We start from the raw sequence: 15,295 nt of genomic DNA on the forward strand, positions 1-15,295 counted from the left end.
AAGGAGTGTTTCAGCATAATCTGAGACACTCCTTTTTCCTATTCGATCGTTTCCTGTTGGGGTTTGATACGTGCCAACAAAAAAGTCAGGATGACGATGATCGCAATCAATAAAAACGTGATGGTAAACAGTACTTGAGTTAAGAAAGAAACTTGATTTTCTGCTGCAATCAGCTCTTTCTGGATATCTTTATATTGCATCTGCTTGAGCGATCGTAAATCTTCTAAAATGGTTTGACGTTGCTGTGTCATCGTCTCAGCCACCGCAGTTGCTTGGATGAGATCTCCTTCTTCATAGATGACGAGTACGCGATCGGCTTCTTTTTCCCATATGGCATCTCTCTCGAGTAAATCGATAACGGAACTCGGTGTGTCGGGGTCATCGATGACCGATTGTTTGAGCGCCTTGGCCTGCCGAGACATGCTATAGTACATCTCTAAAAAGTGTCGATCTTCATAGGCTAGTAAACCACGGATAGCGTTTGCTCGTTCGACATTATAATACATGATATCCTCAATTGCCTCGTAAGAGCCGAATTGTTCATCTTGTATGGTTGCTAGACGTTCATTCGTCTCTTTCAATTGAAAAATAAAAATACCAATAATCGAGATGGACAGAATGGATAGACTGATCCATAGTAGAATCCACTTTCGTTGTGACATCGTGACCCTCCTTTCTATTCCATCGTACATGATTTCAGAAAAATCGACAGAAAATATTTTTTTGAAAAAGGAAAAAACGGGTAAATGTATAATCAATTAGTGTAAGAACTTTATCCACCAGAAGACCATTAGATGCATAAGGAGAGTCAATATGTCAGAGAATTCATCGTTACACAAGTTATACCAGGTGTTACAAGATCAACGCACACACCTTACCTACGAGATTCCAAGTTTATGGAATCGCATGCGTTTTTCTTCCGAACCGATTCGTGACGGGGTCGAGCGTGTGAATCCGTACGATTTTTTAATCGAAACGATTGAAAAAGCCATTCTTCCATATGCAGTGGAAAATCGAGAATATCGTACTTCCATCGCCAGTGCCGATGGTCATTTACAGACAGGTGGCGATTGGATTAAGCGTGCCTCTGTCTATTCGATGCAGGTTCGTACATCTACTTCCTGGGATCATGACGGATCAGGTTATGTGGAGATGGAGAACTCATTTGGAATGAAAGACACGGGCACATTTGTGAAAGCGCTTGCACTCATTCCACATCTTCTTTATATGGGAATTGATACATTATTCCTATTACCAATTTCGCAACATAGTCATAAAAATAAGAAAGGTGAATTCGGATCTCCTTATGCCGTTCAAGATTTCTTCGCCATTGATGAAGAATTAAAGGAAACGTTAACCAGTGATGCGATGACTGTCGAAGAAGAATTTTCAGCATTTGTGGAAGCTTGTCACATGGTAGGGATTCGTGTCGTCATCGATGTCATCCCTCGGACGTGTGCGCGAGACAATCGACTCATCCTTGAAAATCCAGAGTGGTTCTATTGGATTCCGTTAGCCGAAGTCGATTATTACCATCCACCATCTGTGCCGGGTATTGGAGAGAATGTGAAGCCTGAATTTGCTTTCTTGCCAATGGTGTACAACTCGGAAGATGTATGGCAACACTTACGGAGATTCTCGATGGCTCCGAACTTGCTGGATGCTGAAAAATGGGAGCGAGTACGTGCTTACTTGATTGAACATCCAGAAAAGAACGTATTGGCAACGATTGAACGAGAGTTTGGATTGACGACAGCTCCTGCCTTTTCGGACTGTATCAACGATCCACAACCGCCTTGGTCGGACGTGACTTATTTCCGTCTCTTTTTAGACCATCCACTTGCGGCGGCACCTTACGTGAACGATGCGAACATCGCGCCTTATATTTTGTTTGATTCAATCAAGTCCAATCAATTCCGAGGAAATATCATCAATGAGCCGCTCTGGGAAATGCTCGCCGATATCATTCCACATTATCAACGTGAATATGGCATCGATGGGGCCCGTATCGATATGGGGCATGCTCTTCCTGTCGATTTGGCACAGCGAATTTTAGCGAAACCACGCTCCCTTGATTCGAACTTCAGCTTCATCGCGGAAGAATTGATTGAAGCAGGAGCTTGGGCGGCGAAAGATGCCGGTTATAACATGATCATCGGATACGGGTTTTATAAAGAACCTCGATTCCAAACACATGAGACGCATCAATTTTTATACGACTCTCGCTTTTTACCACTTCCGGTATTTGCGGCAGGCGAAACAGCAGATACGCGTCGCCTAGCTACGCGAGAAGGCGGGCGACAAGCAAGTCGGTTATTGACAGTCTTAAACGGCTTTATGCCAAATGGTGTCCCGATGACAAACTCTGGACTCGAACTATACGAGACGCAGCCGATGAATACCGGGCTCGATTGCCGTCCGGAAGAAGCGTACCAACTCTTCCCGACAGACCCATATTTCGGCAAACTCGCATTTTTTGATGCGTATCAGTTCCATTGGGACCACCCGGAGCGAGATGAAATGATTGAAGTGATGCATCAAGTGGCGGAAATTCGTCATCGTTGGCTCGATGTACTCGTCGACCCGAACCATTTTGAACCACTCATCTTAAATGAACCGTTCGCACCGTTTATCGGATTCGCCTGGTTACGTCCGGAGACGAACGATACGTTGCTCGTTGTAGCGAATACGAATGTGTGGGAACCGTTGCGAGGAGTCATCTCTCTCGATGGGGTACGTCGTCGAAATTGGAACGCGAGTCGTTTCGCAGAGATGGTGTATTCACCGAATTCGTGGCCGTATGCGGAGCATTCGTTCGATGAACAATGGAATCTTCACATCGACCTGAAACCAGGAGAAGTCAAAGTATATGAGATGAAATAAAAAAACGCCTTAGACCGAAACATCATTCGGTCCAGGGCGTTGTGTGTTTCATGTAATAAATGATGAACTCATCAAGTGGCATCGGTTTTGCATAACGATATCCTTGCATGGAGTCACATCCAATTTTACGGAGGAACGTCTCTTGGTATTCGGTTTCCACACCTTCAGCGACGAGCGCCATACCAAGTTGTCTTGCCATCGCAACGATGGTCGTCGTGACCATTTGATATTCACGGTTCTCTTCGAGTTGCATCGTGAATTCACGAGGGATTTTCAGTTCATCGATTGGATAGCGGACGAGATAAGCGAGTGAACTATATCCTGTCCCAAAATCGTCAATCGAGAGTTTGATGCCGAGTGATTTTAATTCTAAGATTCGATTCAAAACACGGTCTGAATGATGGGCAGCGACCGTTTCGGTCAATTCAAAATTGAGTCGTGACGGATCGATCGGGAATCGTTCGAACAACGTATTCAAGTAATCGATTAAATGTTCATCGAATAACTGACGAACGGACAAGTTGACCGAGAGCTTCGGTAAATGAATGTCTCCTTGCTCAAACACATGAAGCAACTGGAATGTCTCATGAATCATCCAACGACCTAAATCATGAATATGACCAGTTTCTTCAGCAATCGGAATGAATTGACTTGGCGGGATGAACGTCCCGTTATGTTGCCAACGCATGAGGGCCTCTGCTCCGATGACTGCCTTCGTAGACGCATCGACTTGAGGTTGAAGGAAAAGTGAGATTTCTCCTTTTTCAAGTGCGGTATCGAGCCCTTCCATCAACACTTTTCGTTCTTCCTTGTCTTCCCGTAACTCCGGTTCGAACATGACGGTCTCGTCCCGACCATTATCTTTCGCGCGATACATCGCCAAGTCGGCATTCGAGAGCAAGTGTTTTAATTTTTTTCCATGCTCCGGGAAACGGACGATTCCAATCGAGGCATGCACTTCAACGAGCGTTCCGGCCATGTAATAAGGCGGGCGATAGACGAGACGTCGCAAGCGTTCTGTCAGCATTTCATCGTCACCATGTTCAGCGACGACGATGAATTCATCACCACCTAGACGTCCGGCATACTCGTTTGGAAGGAGTGCGGTCCGTAGGCGCTTTCCGATATGTTGCAAAAGCTCGTCTCCCATGTGGTGACCGAACTGGTCGTTGATTTCTTTAAACCCGTCCAAGTCAGAGAACATGAGCGTGAACGTGCGACCTTCCTCAATCAATCGTTCGATTTGTTCTTGTAGCGCATATCGGTTGTGAAGTCCTGTCAAACTATCGAATTTTGCCTGATACAAGATTTGTTCTTGTTGTTCAATCATCTGCGTGATGTCTTTCGCGATGGCGTAGATCCCTTCGACTTCTCCATCGATAATCATTGGGACGTTGACGAGTTGCCAGACACGTGTCTCGCCTTCTTCGGTCATGATGCGCACATCGATTGTTCTCGGTCGACCGTTCGTTAATTCTTGAAGAATGATTGTATACGGTGCACGGTCTTTTGATTCGATGATATCGAGGATATTTGATCCGAGTAACTTGTCGGTTGTCAATCCGAGAATCGAACTGCCGGCCTCGTTGACCGATAATACTTCGCCATGTAAGTCGAATAAAAAGATTGGTTCTGAGTGGTAGGCGAAGAGTGAACGATATTGCTGCTCACGAATTTCAAGTTCGTGTGCTTTCGTCGATACGGCGACTTCTAAATCTGTGTTGACCGTATGGAGGCGATGACTGATGAGCGCGTTCTGTTTTGAAACGACAAACTGGCGAATGAGCAATAGAAGTACGGCATTCGCAATCATCGAGTCGAATACAGACGTACCAAGAAGACGATCTGAAGCGAGCAAGAATAGCATCACGACCACGCTATACAAAACGTAATCCAAAATGGAATCATAGGCGAGGGCGTCTTCGGAAACATCGTCGACCCAATAACTGATTGAAATCATGAGAATACTACTCACTTGAATGAGATGGATCAGTTCATGTGTGATGCCCGAAAACACGAAGAGCGTGTTCGCGATCGAGGCAATCGTGAAGGCTAAAATTCCGACGAGTACAAGAATTCGGAATTGTTGACCGGCCGAGACGACCCGATTCAAGTATAAGAATGAAAGCATCATGTAGAGACTAATCAGTAGCATTTGTTCTTCAAAACCACTCAACTGAGACACGAGTGATACATCTTGTGTGGCGTAGAACCAAATATGTAGTGCACCGATTGCAAGGAAACTAAATAAAGCAAACAGGTCGAACGTGCGTAGTTTCAACGTTCGAATCTCAATCGATTGGGTGATGACAATTAAAGCCATGATTAAGTAAAAGAAATTTTGCAGGAACAACAGCGATTGTGTATTGGCACCTGTCGAATCGTAATGCATCAGTAAATACAGGGCGAAGCATACATTTCCCGCACTGATCAAAACGTGGATAAACCGTCGCATCCCTTTATGTTTAAAAATCGCCACTCCGCTCAGTAGAATTGCAGCTCCTGAAATGACGAGGTGATAGATGAGTAACGTGATGTTTCGCAGATCATGAGGGGTCAAAAATAAAAATAAAAGTCCGGTAGAAAAAGTTCCGATGAGAATCGCCGGAACGTATTGGCGCAACGAGTAAACAGACAACTCATGCACCTCCTTCTTTATATATATGGGTCTCTTATTTATTATCGGAACAGGTGACCGAAGATTACACAAAAAATCGACAACAATACGAGATTGTTGTCGAATATGTTGAAATTATAGTGTATACGAGTGCTCTTTGAAGTTCCCGACGATGGAATCAATTTCTGACACGGTGACAAATGCCTCAGAATCAATTTCAGAAACGATTTGACGAAGGCGTGGAATTTCATTATTTTGGACGACGACGTATAGCATTTTTTTCGAGTCGTTCGAGTACCCGCCTGTCGCATCCATAATCGTGACCCCACGTTTTAAATTCTGTTTAATGACCAAGTTAATTTCATCCGCTTTTTGACAAATGATAAAACATTGTTTTTGAGCGGAGAAGAACTTGTGAATCGTGAGTAACGTTCGTGAACGGACAAAACTTAATACAAGTGCATACATAACAGCTTTAATGTCGAAGACGATGAAGACTAATACATAAACAATGATATCTTGTGTTAAAAAGATTTTCGGTAGTGATAAATTTCGATTATTCATATAGATGACTTTTCCTAAAATATCGAGTCCCCCGGTAGAAGCGCCTGCGAACAGGAGAAGTGCGAGTCCGAGCCCCGAGACGATTCCGCTGAATACCGAAGCGACGAGCGGATCATCAAGTGGAGTCGGTGGAATGAGAACCGGTAAACTATCAATCAAAATGGAAGAGAGCACGACGACGATTCCTGTCATCAAAATAAAACGTCTCCCTAAATATTTCAACCCCAATATAAAGAGTGGGATATTGAGCACGAGTTGCGTCATCCCAATTGGCGTTCCGAATAGCTCGTTCGTAATCAACGTGATTCCGACGATTCCCCCGGAACCAATCTCATTCGGTTTGAGCAGTAAACTGACAAAGACAGACTGAAGGATTGTCCCGGCAATGATGAACAGTACCGTTTCAAGGGCAACCCGTTTTCGAGATTTAGCATACATAGATAATGGCTAGGCCTTACGCCTCCTTTTGGTAAGTCTTCTGCTAGCGTACTGCTACTCGTGTATCATTTCAAGTCACAATTCGTTATGGAATCGGTCGATGTCACTCGCTAATTGTTCATGCACGTAGTCGATGACTTGAGCGTCATCAAAAAGTCCGAGCGGCACGTCATCTGGAATCGCATCGAACGGTGAAACGAAGTACAGAATGGCTGCAACGAGCTCTTCTTGTTTGTCAGGTTGCATTTCAAATTGATCGTTATACAGGGCACGCAACATATTCAACATTTGTTTCATCTGGAAGTAGAGTGTCAGTTCTTCTTCGCGTTCGATGTTGCTGATTTCATTTGATGCCACGTCCACGGTTACTTTTGCGAGCGCGCGCTCACCTTGGACGAGTAAGTCACCGAGTTGTTCTCGATCATGAATGTCTTCTTTCGCTTGTTTTAAAAAGTGTGTGTACGTTGATTTCCAATCTGCCATAGTAAATTCCTCCTTCATTCTTCATCTACTAATATGCCCGTTTTTGCGCATCGGTTGCAACTTTTCCTGAAATTTAAGAAAATAAAGATAACTGAAAAGGAGGAACGATACATATGTCTATGATTTCTATGCCGACAGAGGCAGATTTCGCACGCTATGCAGAGCTAGCTGTGAAAAAGGGTGTCAATATTCAACCGGGGCAACAGCTAGAAGTACGTGCCGATATTAGCCAGGCACCACTTGTCCGTCATGTGGTGAAAGCTGCGTATGCGGCTGGTGCGAAGCAGGTGTTTGTCAATTGGAGCGATGAGGAGACATCGAAAATTCGATATTTTGATGCACCAGCAGACTCATTCAAAGAATTTCCGGATTGGTTGAAAGCTCGTTTTGAGCAATTGGCTGAAGAAAAAACAGCTTTCTTGTCAATCGTCAGTGATGATCCGGATGCCTTGAACGGTGTTGAATCGTCGCGCATCTCGGATGCGAACCGTGCAGCCGGACAAGCGCTAGCGAAGTGGCGTCAATATGTGATGAGTGACAACGTGAGTTGGTCAATCGTCGCAGGTGCGTCAGAGGCGTGGGCTGAAAAAGTATTCCCGGGGCGTGAAGATGCGGTCGCCGCGTTGTGGCAAGCGATTTTCGCAGCTACACGTATGGACCAAGAAGATGTGGTCGCGGCGTGGGATACACATGATCAATCACTTCGTAGCCGTGCGAAGCTGTTGACTGAGAAAAAGTATGCGAAGTTGCACTACAGCGCACCAGGCACTGAACTGACAATCGGACTTCCGAAGAAGCACGTCTTCCTTGGCGGTGGCGGTCCAAACGTCGATGGCATCGACTTTATCGCCAACATGCCGACAGAAGAAGTATTCACGCTCGCAGATAAAGATTCTGTGGAAGGTCACGTGTCGAGCACGAAGCCGCTCAGCTACAGCGGAAACTTGATTGACGAGTTCACGCTTTGGTTTGAAGGTGGGAAAGTCGTCAAAGCGGAAGCGAAAAAAGGACAAGCGGCTCTGGATGAATTGTTGAACATGGATGAGGGGGCTCGCCGTATCGGTGAAGTCGCACTTGTTCCAGATGATTCTCCAATCTCGAACTCAGGTCTTCTCTTCTATAACACGTTATTTGATGAGAATGCATCGTGTCACTTGGCATTAGGTCGTGCATACTCGACATGTCTCGAAGGTGGCCCTTCGATGTCACAAGAGGAACTCGCGGCGAACGGTGCGAATGACTCGATGACACACGTTGACTTCATGATCGGGTCAGCAGAAATGAATATCGATGGCGAACGAGAAGACGGCACGCGTGAAGCAATCATGCGTGACGGGAACTGGGTCATCTAAGTAAAAGAACAAAAGAGCGAATTCCGAAACCGGAATTCGCTCTTTTTCATGTGACGTCGTATAAATAACGAAGGACGTGGGGCAAACGGCGGCGCCAAGCTAACTCGTTATGAACTGCATCCGGCTCGACTTCGTAACGGAAGGCAATGCCTTTTTGCGCAATCACTTCGACGAGTTTGGCATTCGTAAACAAATAATCTTTCGATGTGATTGGTCCGCTCTCTTCATTCGTCCCGATATCCATATACAGTTTCCCTGTGAAGTCCACTTGTTGTAACGCCTGGATTAAAGGATCGAGGTTCGCCCAAGCGGCGGTGGAGAGAGAGCCGACTCTTTTGATGGAAGGGTAGGTCGCCATCATATATAAAGAGATGACCCCTCCCATCGAACTCCCCATGACACCGACATCGTCTGGGTCTGTCGCATACTCCTTGTCGATTCGTGGTTTTAACTCCTTCATGAGCCAATCTGTATACATACGACCTTGGCCACCAAGTGTCGGTCGTGTTTTCGCAAGTTCGGGTCCGATACGGCGATATAACATCTCATCTTCCTCGTACGAATACTCGTCATAGCGGTCCAACCAGTTCGGAGCGCTCGCAATGGCAACGACCATAAGGGGGAGTCGGAGTGTATCGATGCAACGGTCAATCTCCCAGCCTTCTCCATATGTAGCAGTGCTTCCGGAGAATACGTTTTGCCCGTCATGCATATAAAGGACGGGCAGTGGGGTGTCGGTATCGACCCAGTCTGGCCGAAACACGCGGACAATCCGTTTTTGACCACGCATCTTCTCTGTTGGGATGGACACGTTCAATTGTTCAATCATCTTTTTTCACCTCTTTCATCTTGTATTGTGGAGAATCAAGAAAGAAATGACAATCACCAACATTGACTACCTACCGTTCGTTAGGTAAAGTGGTCGGGAGGAGAGTGAGACTGGTGAATACAAAAGATAAGATTATGCAATCTGCGCGAACGCGGTTTGCCCGTGAAGGATATGAAGGATTGTCACTCGCGGCAGTAGCTGAAGATGTAGGGATTCGTAAAGCTTCTTTATACGCCCATATCGATGGGAAAGAGCAACTGTTTAAGCAAGTCGTGACCGATATGGCGAATCGTTACGAAAAGGCTTGGCGACAAACGTGCGAGGATACCGTAAATCGATCCCCTTTAGAACGGATTGATTCGATTGTGCGTACACTCACGTCATTCTTTAGCGATCATGAGACGTGGATGTTGACGAAACGAATGCTACTCGTACCACCTCCAGAATTTCGGGATTATATCGAAGAAGTCATTGGAAAAGTGGAGACGGAGCTAAAAGGATTTGAAAAAGAACAGTTCCGTCTTGCGATGGAGCGTGGAGATTTACCGTCGCAGCCACTCGATGAACTTTATGCTGCATACTATTGTTTTTTAGACGGCGCTTTGCTGTCTTTGTTTACGTTTGAAGATGACAGGGAGATGCGACAACGAGCCGCCTTCCGAATCTTTAAGAAAGGGGTGGGATGGAATGAATAAGGAAAGAGTCGCTTGGATTTCTCTCTTGTTCGCAGGATTGCTAGAAATCATATGGGCTACGACGATGAAGCTATCGGAAGGATTTACGGTGCTTGTTCCGACGCTATGGACGATTGTTCTGTTGATTGTCAGTTTCGGTTTGTTAGCCAAAGCATTCCGGGTTCTCCCAGCAGGTACCGGCTATGCCGTCTTTACGGGAATCGGAGCGGTCGGTACGGTGATTGTCGGTGCTCTTCTTTTTGATGAGGCGCTCAGTGGTTGGAAGCTCTTGCTTGTGACGACGTTGATCATCGGCATCATCGGATTGAAGCAAGTGACAGGAGGGGAAGAAGCATGAGTTGGGTATTTTTGATTGGTGCAGGCATTGCTGAGATGACGGCCGTCTTCTTTATGGGAAAATCAAAAGGGTATCAAATTCTAAAATGGTCGGTATTGTCGATTTTGTCGTTCGCGCTTAGTTTCTATTGGTTATCGAAATCACTTGAAGATATTCCGTTAAGTCTGGCTTATTCCATTTGGGTCGGGATTGGTGCGGCAGGTGGCGTCATTCTAGGTATGCTCTATTTAAATGAATCAAGAAGTCGTTGGCGCATTTTTTATTTGATGATGATTATTGGCAGTGTGATCGGATTAAAAGTTGTATCGTAAAGGATTGAAACAAGCTGAAAACGGGAATTGAATAATTCAGATTATGAGATGGAAGAAAGGGGCGGAAAACGATGCATCTTGTTGAGTTGCAATCCGAACGTTTGCGGTTTGAACCGTACACAATCTCTGATTTCTATTTTGTTAAGTCGCTTCTCCAAGATCCTCGGGTGATGCGCTTCATCAGTCCGGACGGGAGACCGTATACAGACGAACAAACAATCGAATGGTTCGAACGTCAATTGGCCCGGTATGAAACAGGACGCCAGACGGGGCTATTGAAGTTGATGACGTTCGAAAGTGATGAACCGATTGGTCATGCCGGTACACTGCTCCATGATTTAGATGGCAAACTTGAGTTAGAAGTCGGCTATTGGTTGTCACCAAAGCATTGGCACATGGGTTACGGGCGTGAAGCAGCTGCGCGGTTGATGCAGTATGCCTTTACCGAAGGGGAAAAGGAAATCATTTCGCTCATTCATCCAGATAACGTTCCGTCTCAGCGCGTGGCGAAAGCGAACGGTCTTCATTGGGACCGCGACACGTTATACCAGAACATGCTCGTATCTGTTTATGCAGGTGATTTGGAACGCCTCTGCCGGCATATCGACCGCCAACAAATGACGCGTTAAAAAAAGTACAAAAAACTTTTAAAAAGTTGTTGCCAACTTAATAGTTTCTTGATATATTAATAGTGTCCTTAAGAGAGGACACGACCTGATTCTGTAGCTCAGCTGGGAGAGCGCTACCTTGACAGGGTAGAGGTCGCTGGTTCGAGCCCAGTCAGAATCACTTGGGTGCCAAACCCTCGAGAAACCCACCGGAACATGGGTTTCCGCGAAGCCACTTCTTGCGAGAAGTGGCTCTTTTTTTGTATATTGACATGGCGCGAAAGCAATTGGTATATTCCTCTCAATACATAATGAAACGGGGAATGCAAAATGGTGTTAACAGGAACCCTCGTCAATGCCGGACTAATCGTCATCGGGTCATTGTTAGGTCTCTTATTCCACCGCATTCCAGAGCGTATGAAAGAGACGGTGACGGCAGCGATCGGACTTGCGGTCATCTTGCTTGGCATTCAAATGGGGATGAAGAGTGAAAACTTCTTGATTGTCATCGGAAGTCTTGTCGTCGGGTCTGCGCTCGGGGAATGGTGGAAGCTAGATGAAGTATTGAATGAAATCGGCTACCGACTTGAGCGGCGTCTCGGGAGTCAATCGAGTGTAGCGGAAGGATTCGTCACAGCAACGCTCATCTTCGTGATTGGTGCAATGGCCATCATTGGTGCGCTCGATAGTGGGTTACGTGGCGATCATGACGTGTTGTATACGAAAGGGTTGATTGATGGATTTACAGCCCTCGTGTTAAGTTCGACGCTCGGAATCGGGGTCATGTTCTCGGCCGTTCCGGTGTTATTGTATCAAGGTGGAATCGCATTACTCGCCATTCAAATCATGAAATTCATTCCAGAGTCGCTCATGGATAGCTTTATTTTAGAGATGACCGCTACCGGTGGTGTCATGATTGTGGCGATTGGCTTGAATTTGGTCGGAATCACAAAAATTCGTGTGGCGAACTTATTGCCAGGGATTTTAGTAGTGGCACTCATTGTGTCGGTTATACATATGATGACATAAAAAATGGACGGAAGCGTGGCTTCCGTCCATTTTTTATGGTTTCTCCATGATTTCATGGTCTTCTTTGGCACTTTCACGTAAGGCTGAAGCCATCACGTCGGCAAGGTTGCGGTCTCGTAACACGCCGACACCACGGTCGGTCGGTCCACCTGGAGCGGCGACGTCAGCAATGAGTTCATTCGTCTCACGTGTTTCATGTGACAGTAACTCTGCAGAGCCTTTCATCGCCTGAGCCACAATTTGACGAGCCGTCGCTTCGTCGTATCCGACATCGGTCAAGACCGGAGTCATCGCCCCAACGATCTCATAAAAGAAGGCCGGGCTACAACCCGCGGCTGCCATGAAGGCAGACATCGTCTTCGCATCCGTGATGGCCGTTCGACCGACACGCTCAAAGAGGGCAGTTGCTTTCGCGCGATCGGCTTCATCTGTTTCAGGACCGAACCATAAGCCTGTCATCCCGCTCCGATATGCGACCGGCGTGTTTGGCATCGCGCATACGGCAGGAAGTCCTGAAGCTTCTTCTAATTGGCTCGGTTCGATATGTGCCGCAACCGATACAAGTAGTGGGGTCTTCCACTCTTTTGATTCCACGTATGGAATGACGCCGTCCGGTTGCATCGCTAGTACGACGATGTCATAGTCGTTCACGTTTTCTTCTTCGACGGTGTGTACGCCGAGTTCATCTTGTAGGAAGTTCAAGCGTTCCCGATCACTTCGATTTGTCATGGTAATTTGTGTCGGTTCGATTCCCGAGTCAATCCACCCTCGAACGAGCGCTTCACTCATTGATCCTGCACCGACCATTAGTAAATGTTTCATCATTCGTCACCTCTTCTATTCGATTCGGTCAATAGTTATGTTGACTATCATAACAAACCTGCTGTCGAATATCGCCCATCTTGCTCATTTGTTAAGAGATGGAAAACGATTTGACATATGGAGCGGTGAACATGACAAACGTTTCAAATCGCGCTATGATGGCACTAATTCAACAGAGTGAGGCGAAATCGCGTGAAACGTGTACTAGTAAAAGGGATTCAAGGTTATCAACGTTTTATTTCACCATTAAAGCCGCCGACATGCCGGTTTTATCCGAGTTGTTCCCACTACGGAATCGAAGCGATTGAGAAACATGGAGCCGTCAAAGGAAGTTATTTAACCGCTCGCCGGCTCATCCGTTGTCAACCGTTTCATCCGGGCGGGCTCGATTACGTCCCGGATACATTTGATTGGAAAGCGCCCTTACAACGAGAGAAGCCTGAATCACAGCGAGACGATTAAGTTCATCTCGCTGTTTGTATACAGATGAAAAGATCCGGAGTTGTTTTAGCACAATACTTTTGCATTGTTCTAAGTATTCTGAAAAAATAGAGGTGTACACTATTTTCGGGGAAAGGGGATACTTTGTATGGGGCAATCATTTAGTGAATGGGTGAGTACGGCATCCAATTTCGTATGGGGACCACCGCTTTTAATTTTGCTTGTGGGGACAGGCATTTACTTGACGGTGCGTCTAGGTGGTATTCAAATTACCAAATTACCGTATGCATTGAAATTGGCATTTTCGAAAAATCAGGATCAATCCTCAAAAGGGGATATCAGTCACTTCCAGGCGCTCATGACAGCTCTGGCGGCGACCGTCGGTACGGGGAATATCGTCGGGGTGTCGACAGCGGTTGTATTAGGAGGACCGGGGGCCATCGTCTGGATGTGGGTATCGGGATTCTTTGGGATGGCAACGAAATATGCGGAAGCTGTTCTGGCTGTTAAATATCGGGTGACCGATGAGCGCGGTCAAATGGCTGGTGGACCGATGTACTATCTAGAACGAGGATTGAATCAACGTTGGTTAGCGGTGGCGTTTGCTGCATTCGCCTCGATTGCGGCGTTTGGGATTGGGAACGGGGTTCAGACGAACTCTGTCGCGCTCGCGCTCAAAACGACATTCGATGTACCACTCTACATATCAGGAATTCTCATCATGATTTTTACAGGCGCGGTCATCCTTGGGGGCGTACGTTCTATCGGGAAAGTGGTCAGCTACTTCGTCCCGGTCATGATTGCCTTCTACTTAGGTAGCGGTCTCTTGATCATGATCATGAATTACACGCTTATTCCAGATGCGTTCGCACTCATCTTTAGCAGTACGTTCAGTGCGGAAGCCATCGGTGGGGGAGCCATCGGAGCGGCCATTCGATATGGTGTCGCGCGTGGTGTCTTCTCGAACGAGGCAGGTCTCGGTTCTGCTCCGATTGCAGCGGCTGCTGCGAAGACGGATATGCCGGGTCGTCAAGCACTCGTCTCGATGACGCAAGTCTTCTTAGACACGCTTGTCGTCTGTTCGGTGACCGGTTTGACACTCGTCATGGGTGGTCAAATCGGGACCGGGTTAGAAGGGGTTGAATTGACTTCGGCCACATTTGAATTATTCCTCGGTCCGGCGGGTGGTTACATTGTGACAATCGGACTTGTTTTATTCGCCTATTCGACCGTTCTCGGTTGGTCGTATTATGGAGAACGTTCCATCCATTACTTGTTTGGGCAAAAGTCGATTCTGCCATATCGAATTGCCTTCGTGCTTGTCGCTGGACTAGGTGCCATGACGACCAACTTGAACTTAGTATGGGCGTTATCCGACGTCTTCAACGGTTTAATGGCCATCCCGAACTTGATTGGTCTCTTGTTCTTGTCGGGCGTTGTCATTGCAGAGACGAAGCGATTCAATCAACAACTTGAGATTGAAAATCGAAAAGTGTCCTAAACGGATTGACGCCATCCTCATGAATCAGAGGGTGGCGTCTTTTGTTTTGCTTCTAGTTCATCTAGCCGTGCCTTTTGAAGGTGGTCGAACACTTTAGTAACGAATCCGACCACAATGCCGACACCCGTGATCACATAGCCAATCGTAAAAATTTTCCCGATATCGGTCTGGGGGGCAAAATCGCCATAGCCGATAGTCGTTAATGTGATGACACTGAAGTAGAGCGCGTCGAGCCATCGCATCGCCTCAAATTGAGCATAAAAAAGTGTTCCGGATAGGATGGTGAGAAAGGCAAGGCTGAATAAGACTTGGAACTCAGGGTCCCGTAGACCGCGCCAGATCCCACGAACAATCCGGCGTAATGTCAGTAAGAACGGTAACATGT

At 46.5% G+C, this 15,295-nt stretch carries 16 protein-coding genes and 1 tRNA gene; 10 read left to right on the plus strand and 7 right to left on the minus strand.

Annotated features, from left to right (window positions below):
• Positions 1 to 38: 38 nt before the first annotated feature.
• The gene (locus KNO87_RS12755) at positions 39 to 662 is read right to left on the minus strand and encodes a hypothetical protein (RefSeq protein ID WP_214796300.1); all 624 of its coding nucleotides are present in this window, start codon (positions 660 to 662) and stop codon (positions 39 to 41) included.
• Positions 663 to 813: 151 nt separating this feature from the next.
• Between KNO87_RS12755 and KNO87_RS12760 the strand changes: the two genes are divergently transcribed.
• Positions 814 to 2,883 (plus strand): alpha-amylase family protein, encoded by a 2,070-nt coding sequence (locus tag KNO87_RS12760; RefSeq protein WP_214796303.1) that lies wholly within the window; start codon positions 814 to 816, stop codon positions 2,881 to 2,883.
• A 22-nt stretch (positions 2,884 to 2,905) separates the two neighbouring features.
• Here KNO87_RS12760 and KNO87_RS12765 read toward each other — a convergent pair whose 3' ends face one another.
• The 3 genes from KNO87_RS12765 to KNO87_RS12775 form a co-directional block, all read right to left on the minus strand.
• On the minus strand, positions 2,906 to 5,521 hold the full coding sequence (locus KNO87_RS12765; protein ID WP_214796305.1) for a putative bifunctional diguanylate cyclase/phosphodiesterase: 2,616 nt from the start codon (positions 5,519 to 5,521) through the stop codon (positions 2,906 to 2,908).
• Positions 5,522 to 5,635: 114 nt separating this feature from the next.
• Complete coding sequence (locus KNO87_RS12770; RefSeq protein WP_214796307.1) at positions 5,636 to 6,502, minus strand: YitT family protein; 867 nt, start codon at positions 6,500 to 6,502, stop codon at positions 5,636 to 5,638.
• Between the two features lie 75 nt (positions 6,503 to 6,577).
• Positions 6,578 to 6,985 (minus strand): YkvA family protein, encoded by a 408-nt coding sequence (locus KNO87_RS12775; RefSeq protein WP_074033005.1) that lies wholly within the window; start codon positions 6,983 to 6,985, stop codon positions 6,578 to 6,580.
• A gap of 113 nt (positions 6,986 to 7,098) precedes the next feature.
• On the opposite strand from KNO87_RS12775, the gene KNO87_RS12780 reads away from it, so the two are divergent.
• Entirely contained in the window at positions 7,099 to 8,337 is a 1,239-nt protein-coding gene (locus KNO87_RS12780; RefSeq protein WP_214796309.1) for an aminopeptidase, read from the plus strand.
• 46 nt (positions 8,338 to 8,383) lie between these two features.
• Here KNO87_RS12780 and KNO87_RS12785 read toward each other — a convergent pair whose 3' ends face one another.
• Positions 8,384 to 9,166, minus strand: a complete 783-nt coding sequence (locus tag KNO87_RS12785) for an alpha/beta hydrolase (RefSeq protein WP_214796316.1) — start codon at positions 9,164 to 9,166, stop codon at positions 8,384 to 8,386.
• A 113-nt stretch (positions 9,167 to 9,279) separates the two neighbouring features.
• Here KNO87_RS12785 and KNO87_RS12790 point away from each other — a divergent pair, with 113 nt between their 5' ends.
• The 6 genes from KNO87_RS12790 (at position 9,280) to KNO87_RS12815 (ending at position 12,146) form a co-directional block, all read left to right on the plus strand.
• Positions 9,280 to 9,861 carry a TetR/AcrR family transcriptional regulator gene (locus KNO87_RS12790; protein ID WP_214796318.1) on the plus strand — a complete coding sequence of 194 codons (582 nt, stop codon included), beginning with the start codon at positions 9,280 to 9,282 and terminating at the stop codon, positions 9,859 to 9,861.
• Complete coding sequence (locus KNO87_RS12795) at positions 9,854 to 10,198, plus strand: DMT family transporter (RefSeq protein ID WP_214796320.1); 345 nt, start codon at positions 9,854 to 9,856, stop codon at positions 10,196 to 10,198. Before KNO87_RS12790 ends, KNO87_RS12795 begins: the two co-directional genes overlap by 8 nt.
• Positions 10,195 to 10,509 carry a DMT family transporter gene (locus tag KNO87_RS12800; RefSeq protein WP_214796322.1) on the plus strand — a complete coding sequence of 105 codons (315 nt, stop codon included), beginning with the start codon at positions 10,195 to 10,197 and terminating at the stop codon, positions 10,507 to 10,509. The genes KNO87_RS12795 and KNO87_RS12800 overlap by 4 nt, the downstream gene beginning before the upstream one ends.
• Positions 10,510 to 10,580: 71 nt before the next feature.
• Entirely contained in the window at positions 10,581 to 11,138 is a 558-nt protein-coding gene (locus KNO87_RS12805; RefSeq protein ID WP_214790688.1) for a GNAT family N-acetyltransferase, read from the plus strand.
• Between the two features lie 87 nt (positions 11,139 to 11,225).
• Positions 11,226 to 11,298, plus strand: a tRNA-Val gene (locus tag KNO87_RS12810).
• A 149-nt stretch (positions 11,299 to 11,447) separates the two neighbouring features.
• The gene (locus tag KNO87_RS12815) at positions 11,448 to 12,146 is read left to right on the plus strand and encodes a DUF554 domain-containing protein (RefSeq protein WP_214696845.1); all 699 of its coding nucleotides are present in this window, start codon (positions 11,448 to 11,450) and stop codon (positions 12,144 to 12,146) included.
• 33 nt (positions 12,147 to 12,179) lie between these two features.
• Here KNO87_RS12815 and KNO87_RS12820 read toward each other — a convergent pair whose 3' ends face one another.
• Positions 12,180 to 12,968 carry a pyrroline-5-carboxylate reductase family protein gene (locus KNO87_RS12820; RefSeq protein ID WP_251126827.1) on the minus strand — a complete coding sequence of 263 codons (789 nt, stop codon included), beginning with the start codon at positions 12,966 to 12,968 and terminating at the stop codon, positions 12,180 to 12,182.
• A gap of 192 nt (positions 12,969 to 13,160) precedes the next feature.
• On the opposite strand from KNO87_RS12820, the gene yidD reads away from it, so the two are divergent.
• Together yidD and KNO87_RS12830 are read left to right on the plus strand one after the other, a co-directional pair.
• Complete coding sequence (gene yidD / locus KNO87_RS12825; protein WP_015880777.1) at positions 13,161 to 13,430, plus strand: membrane protein insertion efficiency factor YidD; 270 nt, start codon at positions 13,161 to 13,163, stop codon at positions 13,428 to 13,430.
• Positions 13,431 to 13,557: 127 nt separating this feature from the next.
• Positions 13,558 to 14,910 carry an alanine/glycine:cation symporter family protein gene (locus KNO87_RS12830; RefSeq protein WP_214796325.1) on the plus strand — a complete coding sequence of 451 codons (1,353 nt, stop codon included), beginning with the start codon at positions 13,558 to 13,560 and terminating at the stop codon, positions 14,908 to 14,910.
• Between the two features lie 17 nt (positions 14,911 to 14,927).
• Here KNO87_RS12830 and KNO87_RS12835 read toward each other — a convergent pair whose 3' ends face one another.
• Positions 14,928 to 15,293, minus strand: a complete 366-nt coding sequence (locus KNO87_RS12835) for a potassium channel family protein (RefSeq protein WP_214790676.1) — start codon at positions 15,291 to 15,293, stop codon at positions 14,928 to 14,930.
• Positions 15,294 to 15,295 lie beyond the last annotated feature (2 nt).

Origin of the sequence: Exiguobacterium sp. s34 (assembly GCF_018617435.1) — a bacterium.
Lineage (GTDB): Bacteria > Bacillota > Bacilli > Exiguobacteriales > Exiguobacteriaceae > Exiguobacterium > Exiguobacterium aestuarii.